Origin of the sequence: Desulfovibrio sp. An276 (assembly GCF_002159665.1) — a bacterium.
GTDB lineage: Bacteria > Desulfobacterota > Desulfovibrionia > Desulfovibrionales > Desulfovibrionaceae > Desulfovibrio > Desulfovibrio faecigallinarum.
The window spans coordinates 110,506-128,736 of the sequence record NZ_NFJC01000003.1; the positions used below are offsets into that span (position 1 = coordinate 110,506).

23 protein-coding genes, 1 tRNA gene and 1 riboswitch are annotated in these 18,231 nt (G+C 54.4%); of the genes, 8 read left to right on the top strand and 16 right to left on the bottom strand.

The features are described from left to right. Positions 1-6: 6 nt before the first annotated feature. From B5F76_RS03210 to B5F76_RS14755, 6 genes are all read right to left on the bottom strand, one after another. On the bottom strand, positions 7-462 hold the full coding sequence (locus B5F76_RS03210; RefSeq protein WP_087351000.1) for an NfeD family protein: 456 nt from the start codon (positions 460-462) through the stop codon (positions 7-9). Between the two features lie 216 nt (positions 463-678). Beyond that, the gene (gene mobA / locus B5F76_RS03215) at positions 679-1,374 is read right to left on the bottom strand and encodes a molybdenum cofactor guanylyltransferase (RefSeq protein WP_087351003.1); all 696 of its coding nucleotides are present in this window, start codon (positions 1,372-1,374) and stop codon (positions 679-681) included. Positions 1,375-1,376: 2 nt separating this feature from the next. After that, positions 1,377-2,615 carry an AAA family ATPase gene (locus B5F76_RS03220; RefSeq protein WP_162608660.1) on the bottom strand — a complete coding sequence of 413 codons (1,239 nt, stop codon included), beginning with the start codon at positions 2,613-2,615 and terminating at the stop codon, positions 1,377-1,379. A 62-nt stretch (positions 2,616-2,677) separates the two neighbouring features. Continuing rightward, positions 2,678-3,139, bottom strand: coding sequence for an AAA family ATPase (locus B5F76_RS15535; protein WP_087351010.1), 462 nt, complete (start codon positions 3,137-3,139; stop codon positions 2,678-2,680). After that, positions 3,140-3,910, bottom strand: a complete 771-nt coding sequence (locus B5F76_RS03230) for an AAA family ATPase (RefSeq protein ID WP_087351014.1) — start codon at positions 3,908-3,910, stop codon at positions 3,140-3,142. Positions 3,911-3,953: 43 nt separating this feature from the next. Then, positions 3,954-4,145, bottom strand: coding sequence for a hypothetical protein (locus B5F76_RS14755; protein ID WP_087351016.1), 192 nt, complete (start codon positions 4,143-4,145; stop codon positions 3,954-3,956). A gap of 62 nt (positions 4,146-4,207) precedes the next feature. Then, positions 4,208-4,398, top strand: a riboswitch (cobalamin riboswitch). A 151-nt stretch (positions 4,399-4,549) separates the two neighbouring features. Between B5F76_RS14755 and B5F76_RS03240 the strand changes: the two genes are divergently transcribed. From B5F76_RS03240 to larB, 4 genes are all read left to right on the top strand, one after another. Beyond that, positions 4,550-5,458, top strand: coding sequence for a sirohydrochlorin cobaltochelatase (locus tag B5F76_RS03240; RefSeq protein ID WP_087351019.1), 909 nt, complete (start codon positions 4,550-4,552; stop codon positions 5,456-5,458). A gap of 76 nt (positions 5,459-5,534) precedes the next feature. Next, complete coding sequence (gene cobI, locus B5F76_RS03245; RefSeq protein ID WP_087351022.1) at positions 5,535-6,236, top strand: precorrin-2 C(20)-methyltransferase; 702 nt, start codon at positions 5,535-5,537, stop codon at positions 6,234-6,236. Next, on the top strand, positions 6,236-7,489 hold the full coding sequence (locus B5F76_RS03250) for a hypothetical protein (protein WP_239406935.1): 1,254 nt from the start codon (positions 6,236-6,238) through the stop codon (positions 7,487-7,489). Before cobI ends, B5F76_RS03250 begins: the two co-directional genes overlap by 1 nt. 135 nt (positions 7,490-7,624) lie before the next feature. Next, on the top strand, positions 7,625-8,326 hold the full coding sequence (gene larB / locus B5F76_RS03255; protein ID WP_087351025.1) for a nickel pincer cofactor biosynthesis protein LarB: 702 nt from the start codon (positions 7,625-7,627) through the stop codon (positions 8,324-8,326). Positions 8,327-8,717: 391 nt separating this feature from the next. Here the strand turns inward: larB and B5F76_RS03260 are convergent, their stop codons facing one another. The 8 genes from B5F76_RS03260 to B5F76_RS03295 form a co-directional block, all read right to left on the bottom strand. Beyond that, complete coding sequence (locus B5F76_RS03260; protein WP_087351027.1) at positions 8,718-9,545, bottom strand: carboxymuconolactone decarboxylase family protein; 828 nt, start codon at positions 9,543-9,545, stop codon at positions 8,718-8,720. A gap of 85 nt (positions 9,546-9,630) precedes the next feature. Further along, positions 9,631-10,635: an aldo/keto reductase gene (locus B5F76_RS03265; protein ID WP_087351030.1), complete on the bottom strand. Its 1,005-nt coding sequence runs from the start codon at positions 10,633-10,635 to the stop codon at positions 9,631-9,633. Then, positions 10,632-10,865, bottom strand: coding sequence for a 4-oxalocrotonate tautomerase DmpI (gene dmpI / locus B5F76_RS03270; RefSeq protein WP_087351033.1), 234 nt, complete (start codon positions 10,863-10,865; stop codon positions 10,632-10,634). The genes B5F76_RS03265 and dmpI overlap by 4 nt, the downstream gene beginning before the upstream one ends. An 8-nt stretch (positions 10,866-10,873) precedes the next feature. Next, positions 10,874-11,314, bottom strand: a complete 441-nt coding sequence (locus tag B5F76_RS03275; RefSeq protein WP_239406936.1) for a cyclophilin-like fold protein — start codon at positions 11,312-11,314, stop codon at positions 10,874-10,876. Between the two features lie 8 nt (positions 11,315-11,322). After that, complete coding sequence (locus B5F76_RS03280; protein ID WP_087351035.1) at positions 11,323-12,075, bottom strand: SDR family NAD(P)-dependent oxidoreductase; 753 nt, start codon at positions 12,073-12,075, stop codon at positions 11,323-11,325. A gap of 304 nt (positions 12,076-12,379) precedes the next feature. Further along, positions 12,380-12,916 carry a hypothetical protein gene (locus tag B5F76_RS03285; RefSeq protein WP_144268378.1) on the bottom strand — a complete coding sequence of 179 codons (537 nt, stop codon included), beginning with the start codon at positions 12,914-12,916 and terminating at the stop codon, positions 12,380-12,382. Positions 12,917-12,945: 29 nt separating this feature from the next. After that, complete coding sequence (gene iscB, locus B5F76_RS03290; protein WP_087351041.1) at positions 12,946-14,211, bottom strand: RNA-guided endonuclease IscB; 1,266 nt, start codon at positions 14,209-14,211, stop codon at positions 12,946-12,948. Between the two features lie 191 nt (positions 14,212-14,402). Next, a complete protein-coding gene (locus tag B5F76_RS03295; protein WP_087351044.1) occupies positions 14,403-14,612 on the bottom strand; it encodes a hypothetical protein in 210 nt (69 codons plus the stop codon). A gap of 27 nt (positions 14,613-14,639) precedes the next feature. Here B5F76_RS03295 and B5F76_RS03300 point away from each other — a divergent pair, with 27 nt between their 5' ends. Next, positions 14,640-14,951, top strand: coding sequence for a hypothetical protein (locus B5F76_RS03300; protein ID WP_087351047.1), 312 nt, complete (start codon positions 14,640-14,642; stop codon positions 14,949-14,951). A gap of 90 nt (positions 14,952-15,041) precedes the next feature. Here the strand turns inward: B5F76_RS03300 and queC are convergent, their stop codons facing one another. Both queC and B5F76_RS03310 read right to left on the bottom strand, forming a co-directional pair. Further along, entirely contained in the window at positions 15,042-15,770 is a 729-nt protein-coding gene (gene queC, locus B5F76_RS03305) for a 7-cyano-7-deazaguanine synthase QueC (protein ID WP_087351050.1), read from the bottom strand. 14 nt (positions 15,771-15,784) lie between these two features. Continuing rightward, entirely contained in the window at positions 15,785-16,159 is a 375-nt protein-coding gene (locus B5F76_RS03310; RefSeq protein ID WP_087351053.1) for a hypothetical protein, read from the bottom strand. Positions 16,160-16,365: 206 nt separating this feature from the next. On the opposite strand from B5F76_RS03310, the gene B5F76_RS03315 reads away from it, so the two are divergent. From B5F76_RS03315 to B5F76_RS03325, 3 genes are all read left to right on the top strand, one after another. Next, entirely contained in the window at positions 16,366-16,923 is a 558-nt protein-coding gene (locus tag B5F76_RS03315) for a pyruvate kinase alpha/beta domain-containing protein (protein WP_239406937.1), read from the top strand. Positions 16,924-17,109: 186 nt separating this feature from the next. Next, positions 17,110-17,185, top strand: a tRNA-Thr gene (locus tag B5F76_RS03320). Positions 17,186-17,468: 283 nt separating this feature from the next. Then, the gene (locus B5F76_RS03325) at positions 17,469-18,191 is read left to right on the top strand and encodes an amino acid ABC transporter ATP-binding protein (RefSeq protein WP_087351056.1); all 723 of its coding nucleotides are present in this window, start codon (positions 17,469-17,471) and stop codon (positions 18,189-18,191) included. The last annotated feature ends 40 nt before the right edge of the window (positions 18,192-18,231 follow it).

An 18,231-nucleotide genomic window follows, 5' to 3' on the forward strand; every position in this document is an offset into this window, starting at 1 on the left:
GGACTCCTACCGGTTTTGTGTCTTCACACAAGGAAGTACACGCAAAAGCTGTGTGTCACTGGGATCGATCCCTGCGACGCGTATCTCTTCCCCTTCGCCAAGGTCTCCACCGTCGCTCACGGCCCGCCAGTAGCTGCCGGCAACGTATGCCTGTCCTTCAATCCCGTTCAGGATCGCAACTGTGACCCTGCCTGTGGCTCCAACAAGGGGAGAAGCCGCAGTGTCCTTATCCTGTTTTCCGGAAAAAACCCTTGTCAGCCTGCGACGCAGCACAAGAAGGGAGAGAATGCAGATGCATACGGCAATCAGTATCTGCGCAGTGAGTCCTGTGCCGGCAAGAGCTGCCAGCCAGCCTGCAAGGCATCCGGCTGCAAAGAAGAGAAAGGCGCCCGCGGGAACGAGCATTTCCAGAACGAAGAAAACGACTGCCGCGGCAAACCAGAGAACTGGGGCTGTGAACATGGCGTGACATCCTTGGATGTGAGATTTTCGATACCGTTTTTCCTGACGCGTTGTGCCCTCATCGGGACTACCATCGGAACTTTCTGGCCCTTGGGTATACAATGAGTTTGCATTGCCCTGCAATACGGATATTTGCCCGCGCTTTTTTCCCACAGCCTTGTGACAGGATGCGGACAATGGGAGCGAGACTGTCCTCCTTGCCGGACATTTTGTCAGTCAGGCTCTCATTCCAGCCAACCCGCCACACGCGTCGCTGGCAAGCCTTTTCCGGATTTCCTGCCACTCCTGGGGAGTATTGGCGTTGGCAAGCAGGACATCTTCCTCTGGAGCAAGGACAAGTGTCCGCCAGTACTTCCCATCCACCGCCCTGCGCAGGGAATAGTCTCCGCTGACAAGAGCCTTGCGCACAAAGGGAAGAGCCTCAACGCTCCATACGGCCGAGAGGGGATACACACGCCCGGAAGATTCCTCAAGGGCAGTTACCAATGTCTCCGGGGCTTCGTGCCAAAAGCCTGTCAGCCTTGCCAGCAGTCCTTCAGTGATGAGGGGCATGTCGCAGGGAAGGACAAGGACACCGGCAAAATGCTCTCTTTCCGCCTTTCCAAGGGCGCTTGCGATGCCACCCAGGGGGCCGACCTCGTCCGTCTCGTCAGGCAAAAGGCGCACTCTCCCGCAGGCAGTCAGCCTCTTTTGCAGGAACGCATAGTTCCTGTCGCGTACGGAAAGAACCACTTCCGGGACAAGTGACGAAAGCCTGCGCAGCTGACACTCCAACAGTGTTGTGCCATCTAAAAGCTCAAGCAGGGCCTTGTCCTGCCCCATGCGGCTCGATCTGCCTCCGGCAAGGACTACTCCGAGGAGGGTCTTCTCGCTGCCCGTGCCATGGTCCATCGTTGTGCCAACGTATTCCATGGTCACCACCCCTTGCTGCGCAGAAACATTCGCCGCCGTATCCACAGGGGATCCACCTCGGAAAGGGTTGCGAGCATCCTTTGCTCCAACTGCAGGGCTTCGTTTCGGGTAAGTCCAGGGTCTCTTACTCTGCTTCCGAGCTCCTCAAACAACTTTTCCTTGGACAAGCTGAAATCTGTCGGCAAATCAAAGGCTTCACTGGTCAGCCAATTGCCAAAGCATCCTTGTTTCATGAAATCACAGCGATCAATGCGAACTGAACGCTCAATCAAATCGATATCAAACCAGGCATCCCTGGCATTGTTCCCAACTGCAAAAATGTCTTCCAGCGAGCCAAGCACAATGGGCGAAAGTGTTGTGAAAAAATACTGTGTGTGCCCCGCAAGCTCCTGCAAGGCAAAGACCAGGGACGGCACAAGGCTGCGCTGCCATACGGGATGCATGTGAGCCTCAACGTAGTCGTACAGTATTGTGACAGCAGGGGACTGATCCCCGCGACACTGCCTCTTGTATTCCTCAATACTCCAGACAAGCAGGTAGGCGAAAGACAGGACCCGACGCACGGCCTGTGACGCGAGGCAAAAAGGAACAGGCTCTCCGTACCCCATACTGATGGTGAGCAGCGCATGTCCAAATCTGTCAGCTGCCAGGTCACATGGGACCAGAGGCTCTCTTCCTTCTGGCGACAAACGCCTCATGAGTTCTTTGAAGGCAGCAAAGGCTTCCCTGTTTTTCTCCTGCCAGCGGACCAAATCGCGCACAAGCCCGTCGCAGGGAGCGTTACCAGGACCATCCAGGATATCCCTTTGTGTGAACACATATGCCTGTGGCTTTTCCCGCGGATTGCTGTCTGCCAGCCTGCCAATCCCGTGAAAGACCGCAAAACTTCCGTCTTCCATGGCGTATACGACAATGCCCGCTTCCTGCACTCTTTCCCCAAGGCCTGTCCAGGCCCGGGTCTTGTCGTCGAAGCTCGCACTGCAGGCTGATTTTGCAAAAAAATCATTCAGGGAAAAGGAAATGGTGGCCGACTTCCCCTTGCCTGGGCGCGCCGCAAAGCCCCTGTTCAGATTTCCGTTCAGCCTGCAAGGCCAGGTATCCGTCAGGGCCCACCAGATAACGTCCAGAAGAAAGCTTTTGCCAAGGCCGTTGCCACCGGTAATGACATTCAGCCTCTCGGCAAAAGTCAGCTCTGCAGTAGAAAAAGGGCCTGTATTTTCGCTTTTGAGATATTCCAGCACAGGTTCTGCTCCTGATCTTCTGAGAAGAAAGAACGATACGTACAATAGGTCCTTCTTGCTGCCTATTCCCACTCACTCAAGGTCGGAACGCCACCCACAAGGCCATTCATATAGATTTTGGCAAAATCTGTTTCCCTTGATCGCCTGAATTCTGCAAGAGAGTACAGATTTGATGAAAGGTCGCTATGTCTCTCCACAAACCATATCTGATCACGCCTTAATATCTGAGGATCGTTTCGTAAAAGAGATATATCATAAGTTGAGAACAGAAGCTGTGCTCCATAAGGATTTCTTTTTCTCATTTGAAAAGTATACACAAGACGCTCCATCAGTATTGGATGCAGACCAGAATCCAGATTGTCTATGCAAATCACACTTCCTTTCTCCAACGCATTCAATATTTCAGGAAGATACTTATATAGTTGTATAATACCGTAAGATTCATCTTTTTCAGTGATAAAAAATTTATTATCATTTTTTTCATATTTAAATAAAGCAATATAATTTTCATTATTTGTATTGATTTATATATCTTTTATCGGAATATCCGAGGAATAAAAAAATGAGCATATCCTGTCTTTTAATATTTTATCAGTTAAAATATTTTTATTTACTGTTTTATTATCTGGAAAATTTTTCTTTGTTATTACTGTTGAAAGAGAAATAAGCTTTGACCATACAGAAAACAGCTGATTGTTTTTCTTTGCAGCAATACAAAGAAATGTATTTTTTTCATTTGTCAATGTGCATAAAGTATTTTTCTTGCCATGAAGATATTTGCCAAACTTATACACATATGTATCATTTATTTTATCATAATGTCTATCAAATATTGTTTGTCTTCTTGTTTTTGCATAGCAAAAAAGATATTCATCAAGTATTCTATCTTCTGTACAGCTGAATCCATACTGATATTGATATCCTTCATGCAAAAAACGTATTTCAAATTCTGTGGGATTTATTATGCTTTCCTCATCAAACAAAAATTGTTTTACAGGAATTTTGTACATTGTATCTGATTCTTCTGCGAACAAAGAAATTGCAAGCATACTTTGCAATGCTGATAGCAGTGTTGATTTTCCTCCACCATTTGCTCCATAGACAACAGCAACAAACAAGAGTTCTTGTATATCAATACATCCGGTTTTGTAGATATTCTCCTCTTGAAGGGGCTTCTCTCTTACAGGAACAAAACTCAAAACCTGCTCATCACGAAAGCAGCCATAATTTTTGACACGAAACTCCACAAGCATGCTCTTTTCCTCAATTTCCCCCGTGTAGTCGTACATTGTCATGTACAATCGACACTGTTTAATAATCTTTCAGACTCACAATTTTTCAGACTTTTTCTTCCAGTTCTGAAGTCAATATGCTTCCTCTCGCAATAGAGAATCCAGTTGCCACACTCCTGCCTCTTTCATCCCGTGTTGGAAGCTGTCCGACTTCGCCCTTTGTGGCAAAGCCCACAAAGAGTCTGTCCCAAGCATACACCTCCTTGCACCCAAAGTCCACATCCATATTTTCAACCATTTGTTATTTCAGCAAAAAAGAGGACGTTTGCCATCCTGCTTGACATGCTCACCCCGCTCCGTACAATGCCCCTTCAGCAGGGTTGAAGATGCCCACCCTGGCATTTTCCGGGAAGCCGGTGCAAGTCCGGCACGGACCCGCCGCCGTGATCGGGGACAAGGCCCGCACATTTGTCACTGCCCAAAGGGGTGGGAAGACGCGTGGCCGAGAATGATCCGAGAGTCGGAAGACCGACCCTGCTCTGTCCATATTGTATGCGCACCCACGGGTACCTGGGCCGCAGCACTCACCAGTCCGCCTTTTCCCAAAAAATGGCGGTCCTGCTCTTGTGCACTCGCGCGACCACAGGGCAAAGCCTTTAGGGTGCCTCATCACATCCTTCCTGTCCTATCCTGGAGAGAGTCATGAGACATCTGCGTTTGCCCAAACCTTCTTCCCTCCTGCAGGGCCTTGTTCTGGCCCTTCTTCTCCTCTCCCTGCCTGGCCTGGCCCAGGCTGCCTCCCCTTCCGGAATTCTCCTTGTCGCATTTGGCACCAGCATGGAAGAGGCCAGGGCTTCCCTTGACGATGTAGGCAAGGCCTATGAAAAAGCCTACCCCGACAAGCCTGTCATCTGGGCCTACACCTCCGATATCATCCGCAAGAAGCTCGCATCAGAGGGAAAAACCATTTTCAGCGTGCGCGAGGCCCTGGACGAATGCGTCAGGAGAGGCATTGTTGACTTGCGTGTGCAGAGTCTGCACGTGAGCCCCGGCGAGGAGTACTCCATGCTCGAACGCATGCTTGCGCGCTACCTTGCCGAACATCCAGGTATCTTCCAGCATTTATGGCTGGGACACCCCCTGCTTGAGTCCGTACAGGATCTCAACGAGGTCATTTCCGCTGTCACGGCCTCCCTGCCCAGCTCCCGCACATCCAGGGACGCAGTGATTCTCATGGGCCACGGCAATGACAGAGGCCCCGGAGACCTGACCCTTGCCTGTGTCGCCATGACCATGAACGCCCGCGATCCCCTGATGTATCTTGCCAGCGTCGAGGGCGGCAACTCCTTTGACAAGGTTCTGCCCAATCTTGAAAAGGCAGAGGTGAAGAAGGTCTACCTCATGCCCTTCATGATGGTAGCCGGCGATCACGCAAACAACGATCTGGCTGGCCCCGAGGAGGACAGCTGGGCATCCATGGTGAAGGCCAAGGGCATGCAGGTCGAGGCAAAGCTCACCGGCCTTGGCAGCATCAAGGGCGTACAGAACGTCTTCCTGCGCCACACGAAGGACACAAGGGACGATCTGGCCAATCCCGGGAAGGCCTTCTAATCACCAGCCATACTAACATCTGCCCGGGAAGACGGCCTTCCCAAGCCGGTCTTCCCGAGCTTTCTCAGGAAATTCTATGAAATTGTACGGTATTGGCCTTGGTCCCGGAGATCCGGAACTTCTGACTGTGAAGGCCGCCCGCATCCTTTCCTCATGCCCGGTCATTTTCACCGTGGTCTCTGCACACGTAACCGACAGTGTCTCGGAGGGCATAGTCTCGTCCCTGAATCCCAAGGGCCGCATCATTCGCCTTGTCTTTTCCATGTCCAGGGACAGGAAAATTCGCGAGGAGCAGGTTCTGGCAAACGCCAAAACCATCATTGCTGAACTGTCCAGGGGACAGGACTGCGCCTACACGACACTGGGGGACACCCTCTCCTACTCGACCTTCGGCTACATCCTGCCCCTGGTGAAGAAGGCCTTGCCAGAAGTCTGCGTGGACATTGTGCCTGGCATCACCTCCTGGTCGACGCTTGCGGCACAGAGCGGCTCTGTCCTTGTGGAGAACCGTGACATTCTCAAGGTTGTCCCTTCCTTTAGCGAGGACATGGCAGAAAAAATCGTCTTCGAAAAGAACACCTCAACCGTTCTTCTGAAAACCTACAGGAGCAGGAACAGGCTTATTGAGCGCCTGAAAAACGAGGACAACGTGGACTTTGTCTACGGGGAAAACCTCACGCGCGAGGGCGAATACGTCACAAGCGATCTCAACGAGGTGGCAAAGCGTCCAGAAAACTATCTCTCCCTCATGCTGGTGCGCAAGAAGGGACGCTCCTGATGGAGAACTCTGTACAAAATACGGGCATGGGCAGGCACAGGCGGCGCAAGGCTCCCTGGAAAAGCCCGTTCTGGTGCGCCTGGCTTGTCCTCTCCCTTGTCCTTTCTGCCTGGATGACAGTGCAGATGCCCCAAAAGGCAACAAGGCAGGCAAGCCAGCAAGCCCAGACACAGCAGATGGCAAAATCCCGGGACCTCGTCCCGAATGTGGTCAAGAATGCGGTCCCCCATGCGTCAGATCCCTCGGCGCCCATTGCAAAAAAACACGCCCGTGCCCCGCATGGGGAGCGCACGACCCTGCAAAAGCTTGAGCAAAGGGGCCTTCTTTTTGCGCGCCTCTTTGCCCTGGTAGGCCTTGGGGCCATGCTCGGCAGCATTATCGAGGGGCGACGCTGGTACCGCGTGCTGGCAAAAAGCCTTGGGCGCCTGACACGTGCCGCTCGCCTGCCAGACATCGTGGGATACGCCATGCCGGCTGCACTCGCCTCAAGCGCAGCCGCGGACAGCATGCTCGTGGCAAGCCACAACAGGGGAGAGATTTCGGCATCCGCGCTCATTGCCGGAGGCATGCTGAACAGCTTTCTCGCCCACTTTTCGCACAGCATGCGCGTGGCCTATCCGGTCATTGCCGCCATAGGACTTCCGGGGCTTTTGTACTTTGTCATCCAGTTTTTCGGAGGAGCCCTCATCATTGCCTGCGTGCTCTTCTGGAACAGGCTAACGCACAGAAAGGCTCCCGAAAGTTCCACAAAGGGAAACGAGTTTGACGAGGGAACATCCGCTGTGCTTCCCTGGAAGGAGACCCTGCAAAAGGGCGTGTTCAGGGCACTCTCCCTGCTCTTTCGCCTGGCCTGCATCTCTATTCCCCTCATCCTCGCCATGGAGTGGGTGATACGTTCCGGCCTTCTGGATTTTTGGGACAGGCTCGTTCCGGCTGCCATAAGCAGGCACTTTCCGGAAGAACTGCTTACCATTACGGCTGCACAGATGGGTGGCCTCATCTCCTCTGCCACTGTGTCTGCCTCGCTCATGGCCCAGGGCCTGATCACTGGCCCGCAGGTTCTGCTTGCCATGCTTATCTCGAGCGCCGTAGGCAACCCTGTGCGCACCCTGCGCCGCAACCTTCCGACAGCGCTCGGCATCTTTCCTCCGAAGATTGCCTGCATCATTGTGTTCGGCATGCAGCTCTCGCGCCTTCTTGTCATGGTGGCTGGTGCCGCAATTCTTGTTGCCTGGATGCAGGCTCAGGGGTAGGAAAAGCCAAATGCACAAGGGACAGGACATGTGTGAGAGCTTTGAGCAAGCTTTTTGCCGTTTTCGCTCTTGAAGGGGCTCTTGCCTTGTGCCAAAGACATGGGCAGATACACCTTGTTGCCCAAGAGAGATCCCATGTCCAGCCACATCTTTTTCGATCATGCCCGCACTGCCCGCATAGGCCTTCCCGAGGCCGTGTACTGCCAGGGCAAGGCCTTCGAATCCCTGCTTGAACTTTTGCATCGCTTTGGCCGCAGTTCACAGCGCCCCATCCTCTTCACACGCCTGGCACCAGAGGTCTTTGCCCGCGTGCCGGAGGATCTGCAAAAGGAATACGACTACCATCCCCTTTCGCGCACGGCCTATGGCATGCGCATGCCGGACTACCCCCATGGCTCCGTGGCCGTGGTCTCTGCCGGCACTGCGGACGGTTTCGTCACCTGGGAAGCTGCCCGCACCCTAGAATACCTTGGGATTGCCTGCGACGTCTACGAGGACTGCGGTGTGGCAGGGCTCTGGCGCCTGGAAAAACGTCTTCCCGAAATCAACGCCCACGATGCAGTCATAGTGGTGGCAGGCCTTGATGCGGCCCTTGCGAGCGTTCTTGGCGGCCTGACACCCAAGCCCCTCTTTGCCGTTCCTTCTTCCGTGGGCTATGGCACTGCCTCGGGCGGCATGACAGCCCTGAACAGCATGCTGGCCTCCTGCGCACCCGGCCTTGGCATCTTCAATATAGACAATGGCTATGGCGCTGCCTGCGCTGCAGCCCGCGTGCTACACGCCATCTACGGATTGCCAAGGCTTCCCGATTCCGAGCTTGCGGAAAAGGACAGCTAGACAACTTCCTGACAATATAGAGAAAGGCCCCTGTGACTCACGACAATGCGTGTGCCACGGGGGTCTTCTGTATCAGAAAATTTTCCCAAAACCACATCGGTTAGAAACCGAGCCAGCCAAAGCCCTTTGCCATGATGCCACCCAGAATACCAACACCAGTTACCGCAATCCCAACCTGCTATCTGAGAAGACACATCCCGGTATTCCTGATTTCAGAGCGCACCTTTTCGGTTTCAGACCTGACCTGCTCTGTCTTGAGCTCCAAGGCTGCCCTTGTTGTCAGCAAATCTCTCGGCAGCAAGCTCTCTGCGCATGGCCTCGTCTTTTGCGGCAAGAGAGACGAAGCCCCCGCCAAAGCAGGGGCATTTGCATTTCCTTGCGTACGATTCCCCTACTTTGCCACAGCGTTGACGCACCCGAGTGCGTTCAGGGTACGGGGGAAGCCAATGTAGGGATTCATGACTGCCAGAACTTCCACAAGCTGCTGCCTTGTGTTGCCAACGTTGAGGTTGCCCTGGACATGGCTCTTCACCTGGGGCTCACAGCCTCCAAGAGCGCTGATGGCCACAAAGGTCAGCAATTCCCTGGTCTTCAGATCCAGAACCTTGCGGGTATAAGTGTCGCCAAAGCACCAGGCGGAAAGATAGTCTATGGAGATATGTTCCTGCCCCTTGGGGGTATTCTTGTGCATGGCGTCTATGCCTGCGCTGCCAAAGATGCGCTTTTGCATGGCAACCCCTTCCTTGAAGCGCGTCTCCTCGGTCACGGTACCCTGCCCTTCCAGGGGAAGCCTGATACCCCTTTCTTCGAACACGGTATTGATCTGTGCAAGCGCGTCCTCTGCCCTGGGGTAGCCGATATAGGGTGTTGCCTGGTAGATGGCCTCCTTGATCTTCACAGGATCCACCTTCAGATTCAGGGCTGCCTCTGTGGTCGAAGCAACTGTAGAGGAACCAAGGGCTGCCTTGGTGACTATGGTCACAAGCACGCGCAGCTCTTCGGAAAGCTCGCCGCGCTGCCAGATCTGCCCGAGGATGAGGTTGTCCCTGGTTTTGGCAAATTCCGGATCTGTTGCGCTTAAGGGGCTCTTGCCATCCGTGTAGAGCCTCGCCCTTTCCCTTGCTGCGGCATCGTCCCTGTCCTGGGCAAGGGCAGCGCAGGGAATGGAGAGAGCGACGAAAAGGGTGAGAAGAAGACTTGTTGCTTTTGCTGCTTTCATGATTTTTTCGGGGGCGCCGTGTGCGGAGCTGCCCCGCCTCCTTGTCCTGAAATTGTGTTATCTGGATTTTCCCTGGGCGCCGACTCTACAGGCCGGTCAGTCTTTCCTGTTCCTCGGGGTATCTTGCGCCCACAATGGTGATCGCATTGAGCCTTTCCCGTATGAAGGCAAGCTCCTCGTCCGTCAGGACGATATCGGCCGCGCCCGAGTTTTCCTCAAGACGGGCCACTGTTTTTGTTCCGGGAATGGGAACAATGCTTTTCCCCTGCGCAAGGACCCAGGCCAGGGCAATGCGCGCGGGCGTAGTCTCCTTTTTGTGCGCGAGGTCACGCACAAGGTCCACCACAGCCTGGTTTGCCTCAAGGTTTTCTGGCGCAAAGCGGGGGATGGAGCTGCGAAAATCGTCTGCCGCAAAGCGCGCCTTTGCCCCGAAGCGGCCTGTCAGCATGCCCTTGCCCAGAGGGGAAAAGGGCACAAAGCCTATGCCAAGCTCTTCGAGAAGCGGAAGCATCTCTTTTTCCGGCTCGCGGTACCACATGGAGTACTCGCTTTGCACTGCCGTAAGCGGGCAAACTGCGTGAGCCCTGCGCACTGTCCCAACCCCAGGCTCGGAAAGTCCCCAGTGCAGCACCTTGCCCTCCTTTGTGAGAGAGGCTACGCAATCCGCCACCTCTTCTATGGGGGTAGCAGGATCCACGCGGTGCTGGTAGTAGAGATCTATATGGTCGGTACCAAGGCGCTTGAGTGACCCTTCAACGGCCTTGCGTATGGTAGCAGGCTTGCTGCTCAGGCCAATGGGTCGTGCAAACCTGTCCGTGCTTGCGCCGCCAATGTCGAAGCCGAATTTGGTGGCAAGGACCACCTTGTCGCGGAAGGGGGCGACAGCCTCGCCCAAAAGCTCCTCGTTTGTGTAGGGTCCGTAGACCTCTGCCGTATCGAAGAAGGTGACCCCAAGCTCAAAGGCCCTGCGTATGACCGCCTTTGATTCCTCCTTCGGAAGATAGGGTGGATAGCTCTGGGTGAGGCCCATGCAACCGTACCCTATGCTTGAAACAACAAGGCCGGATCGTCCAAGAATCCTTTTTTTCATTGTCCACTCCCCTGCCTGTCCGGGCCCTTGTCCGGGGATGCGGACTTTTTCATTTCCGAAAGAAGCCTTCCGCCAACGCCAATGTTCTCAAGGGGATTTTCCTTCAGAAAGACATAGATGGTCTCTTCGGGCATACCAAAGATTCTGGCTGCGACGTCTGTGAGTTCGCTTGCAAGGCCCCTTTTCTGCTCCATATCGAGGCTTGCGGCCTCCACTGTGATGACAGGCATGTGTCCTCCTACTCGGCCCGCTCGATGCGCACTGAAAAGTCCCCCTTCTGCCCGGCAAAAAGGTCCATGCCCCGAACAACACTGCCCAAGGGAACGAGATTGCGCGAGGGGCGAAAGTCCCTGTAGAAGACCGCGATATTCCCCCAGGGGATGTAGTAGGTGAAGCTTCCCTTCTCGGGGTCGCAGCTTGTAGGGGAAGAGCCAAGGGAAAGCTTTTGCGGTAGGGTGGCGATCTTTTCCGTGCTGTTGAAATCCTCGAAGGACAGCTTGAGGGGCAGCATGGCGTAGAAGTTGCGGGCAGCGTCATTGTCGTCGAGATGGACAATGGCCTCTCCTGCCTTGCCAAAGTCCACCCTCACCCGCAGGGGATCTGCCTTTGCGGCGCTCGGCCCGGCACACATCAGAAGCGGAAGACAGAAAAGCAGGGGAAGAAGAGCGCGTCCTTTCATATGCCCCCCTAGCCTGCCGTGTAGCCGCCGTCCATGACAATGCTCTGGCCAGTGACAAAGCCTGCCCCCTTTGAGCAGAGGAAGAGCACGCAGGAAGCGACCTCGTCCGGGGTACCCATGCGGCCAATGGGCTCAATGACATCGGTGATGGCGCCGGTTTCCATCATGCGCTCCACAAGGGGCGTCACAATGGTGCCAGGGCAGACAGAGTTTATGCGTATGCCGCGCTTCGCGTACTCCAGGGCCGCACATTTGGTCATGCCGATGATGGCGTGCTTTGAGGCGTGGTAGGCCACGCGCCCGGGCATGCCCACGACGCCGCCTATGGAGGAGCAGTTCACGATTGCATAGCCATCACCGCCCTGGGCAAGCATCTGCCCAAGCTCGTACTTCATGCAGAGAAAAACACTGCGCATGTTGGTGTTCACAATGCGGTCGAATTCGGAGCTTGCAAGCCTGGCTGTCTCGATGTCGTCGCCCATGATGCCGGCGTTGTTGTAGGCATAGTCCAGTCTGCCGAAAGTCTTGACAGTAGCTTCGACCATGTTTTTCACTGCGTCCTCGTCCGTCACGTCGCACACGACATAGGCAGCACTTTGTCCCTTGCCCGAAATATCAGCACAAATCTCCTGCAACAGGCTTTCGCGCCTGCCAGCCAGCATGACGCGGGCGCCCTCCCTGGCAAACATGCGTGCCGTTGCCTCGCCTATGCCACTGGTGGCTCCGGCCACCAGAGCAACCTTGTCCTGCATGTCGAACATCTGTTCCTCCCGAAGTATGACTGAAATTGCCTGTGCTCTACCTTATGTTCCCACTTGTGCGGAAACGGGGCAGAGCCTTTCTTCGGGAAAAACAATAGCTCTCGTGCTGTCCGGGGTGGCAGACATTTTCCCTCAAAAAACTTGCCCAAAAATGCCAGAGAGCTCATGCGAAAAAAGGGCAATAGGACAGACATCCAAACAATGTTCGGGACTATTTTTTCCAATGTCGCAGTATCTTTGATAATTTCATGTATCCAAAAACGTCCGTTTTCGCGGACATTGTTTTTGGGTATCGGGGATATGCCTATTGCTCCCCTGGCTGGCTGCTCGCCGCTTCGGACTCCAGAACAGGCTGTTCGCCTGCCCGCTCTTCCATACCCGCTCCAGCCGAATCCGGCCTGTCCGTGAGCTCTATATAGTAGACGTATTTCGGAGGCTTGGGTCTGTCGAGATGCATGACAAGGGCCAGGACAAGACCGAGGACAATATTGACAATTATTGCCAGGAGGATGGCCTGCCGCGAAAAAAGCGTACCCTTTAGGGCGGCTGCACCCTCATTCAAATCCCCTCCCGGCAGGGGAACAGATTCATCCTTCATGTCATCCTTATTGTCTGTCCCGCTGGAATCGTGCCGGCTGCAGGCCTTGTCGGCGCAATCATCTCCCCTGGTGTGCGTTGCCTCGCGCATGTCTTCGGCGCGCAGGCTCTCCTGCAGGGTTTCACCCGCTGCCCTTTCCCTGGCTTCGGCAAGGGATGGCACGCGATCAAAGCCTTCGGCAGAGGGATTTTCCGAGAGTATGCCCTCCTGGGCCCTTGAGACATAGGCACGAAACTGCTTCATCACAAATACTGGCGTGGATACCCCTGCATTCATGCTGGGGAGGAAACGCCTTCCTCCTTTCTGATTTCCGTAAGATATGTTTTGCGTCTTTCTATGAGGCGCAGTTTTCTGAAACTGATGCTTGCAGAAATTCGCGTGCCGTCGAGTCTGCGAACGTCAAAATATCCGGAAGTTCTCCGTCCAAAGATGAAGCCTGCCTCGCCGTTGCAGAGCACCTTGTCATAGAGCCTGAAGCCATAGACTTCGTAGGGTGCCTGATTGAGCTTGCGGATACCCCCTTTGAGGATCTTCATCTTGTGGATCTGTCGATTGTGACGGCGGATCTGCTTCTGATAGAGACAGCAGTCGAGTCTTTGGGCATGCAGATTGCCGGCTATGCAGAAAGCGTCTGCGCGATGTGTCTTCTCAAGGCCGAGGCTGATACGGGTATGCTTCGTGATGTAGCCGTATGTATGCTGGATCTCAAGCTCCTTGTGAGCAACCTTCAGCCGCTCAAGGACAGTCCACCTCATGATGTTCATGAAGGTCTCTGCTCTGAAAGACCGACCTCGCTTTGCCTTGAGTTCGATCTTGCCCCGATGCAGCGCTTCATGGCAGGTTTTGCACAGGGTAATGAGATTGTTGGGGGCGTCTCCACCTGTGCGTCTGCTCTCAAGGTGATGAACCTGAAGTATCTGATCTTTGCTTTTGCCATGGCAGTGCTGACACGTGTGGCCGTCACGACAGAGCACGTATTCGCGCGTGTTCCAAGAGCCGAGCTGTTCTCCCTGCTGATACTGGGCACCCGAGATCTCGGGATTCCTGATGAGCTGGATGTCAAAGGAAGCCGTTTCAATGACTATCCTTGTGACTGGCAGGAGTTTCAGCACATCCTCAATGCGGGAGATATGTGCGGCAATGATGTTTTCGACCGAGGGAGCAAGCCAGCCCTTGTGCTTGCTGTGTACACGGTTGTTGAAACGTGGCGCGCGATAGCGTGTCTTGCGATTACGCCTTCCCCGACGGCATTGCCGTCTTGTGGACAGAAGCGCGCTCACGTCCGCGCGAGTCTCTATTTCGGACGCATACAATTCCTCCTTTTCTGTTGTTGCCGAGAGGCCAATATGCCTGTAGCCGGCATCGACACCCAGAGTGATGGGGTACAGTTTTTCCTTGACGGGAATGGTGAGTTGAATGGTAAAGGGGGTCTTCCTCTTCACAAATGCCTTCTTCTCCTTGAGCAGTATGCGTACTTTGCCAGGATGATACGGCATTAAAGGCTTTCCGAATTGGTTCAGGACAAAAACTTTGTTCATATAAACCTCGGCCAGATGGTCGGTTAAAGTCTCCTTCGCCAATGTTGGAAGGGGTTTTGTATGTCAGCCGCACAGCCCACAACCCTTAGGGCATTTAACGACTGACCGCAGCGCGCCGGACTAGAAGTAACATCCTGCGGTGCCTACATGTTCCCAACCAACGTAGTCGCCTTTCGGCAGACTGAGGCTAGTCAACCAGGCTTTTGCAAGCCTCGGCCTTTGAGGCCGGGGTAGTTGACGAAAAAATCCGGGCGCTTTTGCGCCGCCTCCTTGATGCTGATTCTATTGATTCCTTCTGTCCCTTGTCCAGACAGTTTCTGTTTCAGGAAATTTTGCAAAATTTGAAATCTGATTTCTTTTTCAGTATCAACAACACATTCCCTGCTTTCGGGAACAAACATCCGGATCTTTCCGGCAAGGAGACATGAATGGCAAGTTTGTTCGGCAGTTCCAGCGATATGGTGATTCAACCCGTGGCCGAGAACGGCTGCGAGTATCTGCTCGCCATAGACGAAAAGGGCCTCTATCTCACCACCAGCAAATACGTGGACACCAACATGGCGGATCCCAATCGCTACACAGGCGCCAGAGTCGGCATGGACAAGCGTCTTGCCGCCCTGGGGCTTAATGCTGCGGAGTTGACATCCGCCAACCAGCATAGGGTGAAGAAGCTGGGCGAAGGCGAGATGAAGAAGAAGGTCAACCCGCTGAAGGCCTCGAAAAGAGCCATGCGTGGCTAAAGCCCCAAGGGGCCAAAGCCGGCAAGGGCAGCCCGCGACACGCAGGCTGCCCTTGTCTTTTGGAATATGCCGAAAAGGCGGATATGCGCACTATTTGAGGCCAAGCCTTGCCGCCCGAACAAGGAGCGGATCCTCAACGCCTGCCTCGGCAAAGCCGTGGGCCCTGAGTACGCAGGAATGGCATTTGCCGCAGGGAGGGAAGACGCCTGCGTAGCAGGTGTGGGTATAGGCCATGGCTTCCATGCACCCCGGCAGGGACTGGGCAAGCGCTATGGTCTCGGCCTTGGACTTGTGAATGAGGGGGGTATGCAAGCGAAAGGCGCCAGCGTCTCCCTTTTCCAGACCCAGGGCCAGATTGATAGTGTCTTCCTGAGACCTTACAAAGGCTTCGCGGCAGTCCGGGTAGTTGGCGTTGTCTTCCTCGTCCACCCCGGTCACAAGGTTGTTGCAGCCCTTGGCAAAGGCTATGTTTGCGGCAAGGGTCAGGAAAAAGGCGTTGCGCATGGGCACAAAGGTCGTTTCTATGCGTTTGCCAACCTCTTTTTCCATGCTCTCGAAATCGGTGTAGGTGGCAAGGGGAGCGTTTTCGTCGAGAAGGGGCGAGGTGCTGCGCAAGAGCTTTCCTGTCTTCACGATTTCATGGTCGGCAACACCGGCCATCTCTGCCACTTTTCTCGCTGATTCAAGCTCGATGGCATGGGCCTGGCCGTAGTCGAAGGTGACGGCGTGGACACGGGCAAAGTGCTCCCTTGCCCAGAAAAGACAGGTTGTGGAATCCTGGCCTCCGGAAAGGACCACCAGGGCTGCGTTGTCGGACATAAATACCCCCAAGACTACTTCGAACCGAAAAGATCTGTCCAGGAACCGGACTTTTTGCGCTCGCCGTCAAAGAGCAGACGCACTGCGCTCTGGGTAAAGTACTTGTTGCGCTTGAGTTCGCGTATCCTCAGACTTGCCTCGCACATGCGCACCACATGGACAAGCTCGGCCATTGCCTTTTGCCTGTCCACCATATCCTCCAGAGATGCCTGCCTTTCAAGGGCACTTCCAACCAGGGAAGACACAGCATCTGTGTCGTCCCGGCTGCCCCCATCCAGGGCATGCAGGGCCTCAAGGGCTTTCCTTGCCTTTTCAAGCCTTGCCTCAAGTTCCGCCTCGCTGGCCTGCATGTAACGGCTGGCCTCGCTTTCCTTCTTCCTGGTACTCATATATATCCTCCGAATGTCTTTTGCGTTTTCCGGAAAAATCCGGGCGATTTTCTGCCGGACATTGCTACACTTGCGAGGCGCAAAGCGCAAGAAGGAGGTTTGGGATCACCCATTGCCAGAAAAACCAAATGCTGCGAGACTTGCTGCCATAAAAAATCATAAGGAGGAAGGCGCAAGGCCCGTCGAGAAGCCTTAACGCCAAACAAATGATGAAGGCATTTTCCACCAGAGGTCCTGCCAACACGCAGGAAGCCGTAAGCCTTGCCATGGAAGCGGCCCAAACACACAATATCGGTCACATCGTGGTGGCAAGCAACACCGGTGCCACCGCATCCCTCTTTCTTCCCTGGGCAAAAAAGCGCCACATTGTCTGCGTGACACATGCCTGCGGCTTTCGCGCTCCCGGAGAAATGGAGCTTTGCGGGGAGGAGCGCAAGAAACTTGTCGCGCATGGAGTGGACGTTCTTACCACAACCCACGTCCTGAGCGGTGCGGAAAGGGGCCTTAGCCGCAAATTCCAGGGCATTGGCCCTGTGGAGGTCATGGCAAAGACACTCTACATGCTGGGCCAGGGCCCCAAGGTCTGCGTGGAAATCGCCGTCATGGCCCTGGACGCAGGCCTCATCCCCTACGGAGAAGATATTGTGGCAGTTGGCGGCACTGGCCGCGGCGCAGACAGTGTACTCATCCTGGCCCCTTCCCACGCCTCATCCATCCTCGAGACAAAAATCCGCGAAGTCGTCTGCAAGCCCTGGGACTGCTAGGAAGGCTTCCCTGCGGCAAGCCTTCACGGCATCATTGTCCTTCTTCAAGACTTCGGTATTGTGACGATTTTTGGACAATCACAAAAAAAAACCGAAAAAATTTTTATTTTTCCTTGACAGAAAGGCTGGTTTCGCATAGTTTGTCTTTCGCCTTGAGGGAACAGCAACAAAACCTCATACGCACAAGCCTTTGTAGCTCAGTCGGCAGAGCGCGTCCTTGGTAAGGACGAGGTCTCCAGTTCAATCCTGGACAAAGGCTCCATTTATCAAGAAACAAGGGCCTGTGAGTTGTCTCATGGGTCCTTTTTTAGTTCCGCTATTCCAAGTCCACTTCCCGGCTGGCAGGCGCCTTGTTCCGCTTCACGTCATGGACTCATGGTCTTCGGGTGTTGCGGAAATTTGCTGAAGCTTGCGTTTTTTTTGCCAAAACCTTTGACAGGACCTTGCGATTTGGGCATTATTTTGTCCCCCGCTCTTTTTTGGACTTTTTCAAAAATTCGGGGAACAGGCCTTGCAAGAGGCAAAGCTACCTGGAGTCTGCGTCCATGATCAAACTATGCCATGTTCACAAGTTTTTCGGTGCCAATGAAGTCCTCAAGGACGTCAATCTTACTGTCAACGAAGGCGAAAAGCTCGTCATTATCGGTCCTTCCGGATCGGGAAAATCGACCACTGTCCGCTGCATGAACGGACTTGAGCTGCCCACCTCGGGCCAGGTTTTCGTCAACGGCGTCGAGCTCACCAAGAAGAACCGCACCGAACTTGTTCGCAGCACCTCCTCCATGGTCTTCCAGCAGTTCAACCTCTACCCCCACCTGAACGTCCTCGGAAACCTCACCCTTGCGCCCATCAAACTCTTCAACAAGAGCCGCAAGGAGGCCGAGGAGCTGGCCTACCACTATCTGGAAGTGGTCGGCCTTTCCGAAAAGGCCCACGTCTATCCCACCACCCTCTCCGGCGGCCAGCAGCAGCGCGTTGCCATTGCCCGCGCCCTGTGCAGCCAGACCAAGATCATTCTTTTTGACGAGCCCACCTCGGCCCTTGATCCGGAAACAGTCCAGGAAGTGCTCAACGTCATGGTCAAACTGGCCAGCGAAAGCATTACCATGGTCATCGTGACCCACGAAATGGGCTTTGCCCGCGAAGTAGCGGACAGGGTCATCTTCATGGACGATGGCACCATCCTCGAAGAGGGTACGCCGGAGCACTTCTTCCTGAATCCCATACACGATCGAACCAAGCAGTTCCTTGGCAAGATTCTGTACTGATACCTTCCCGAACCGGACACAAAATCCTTTTGCCGAATTG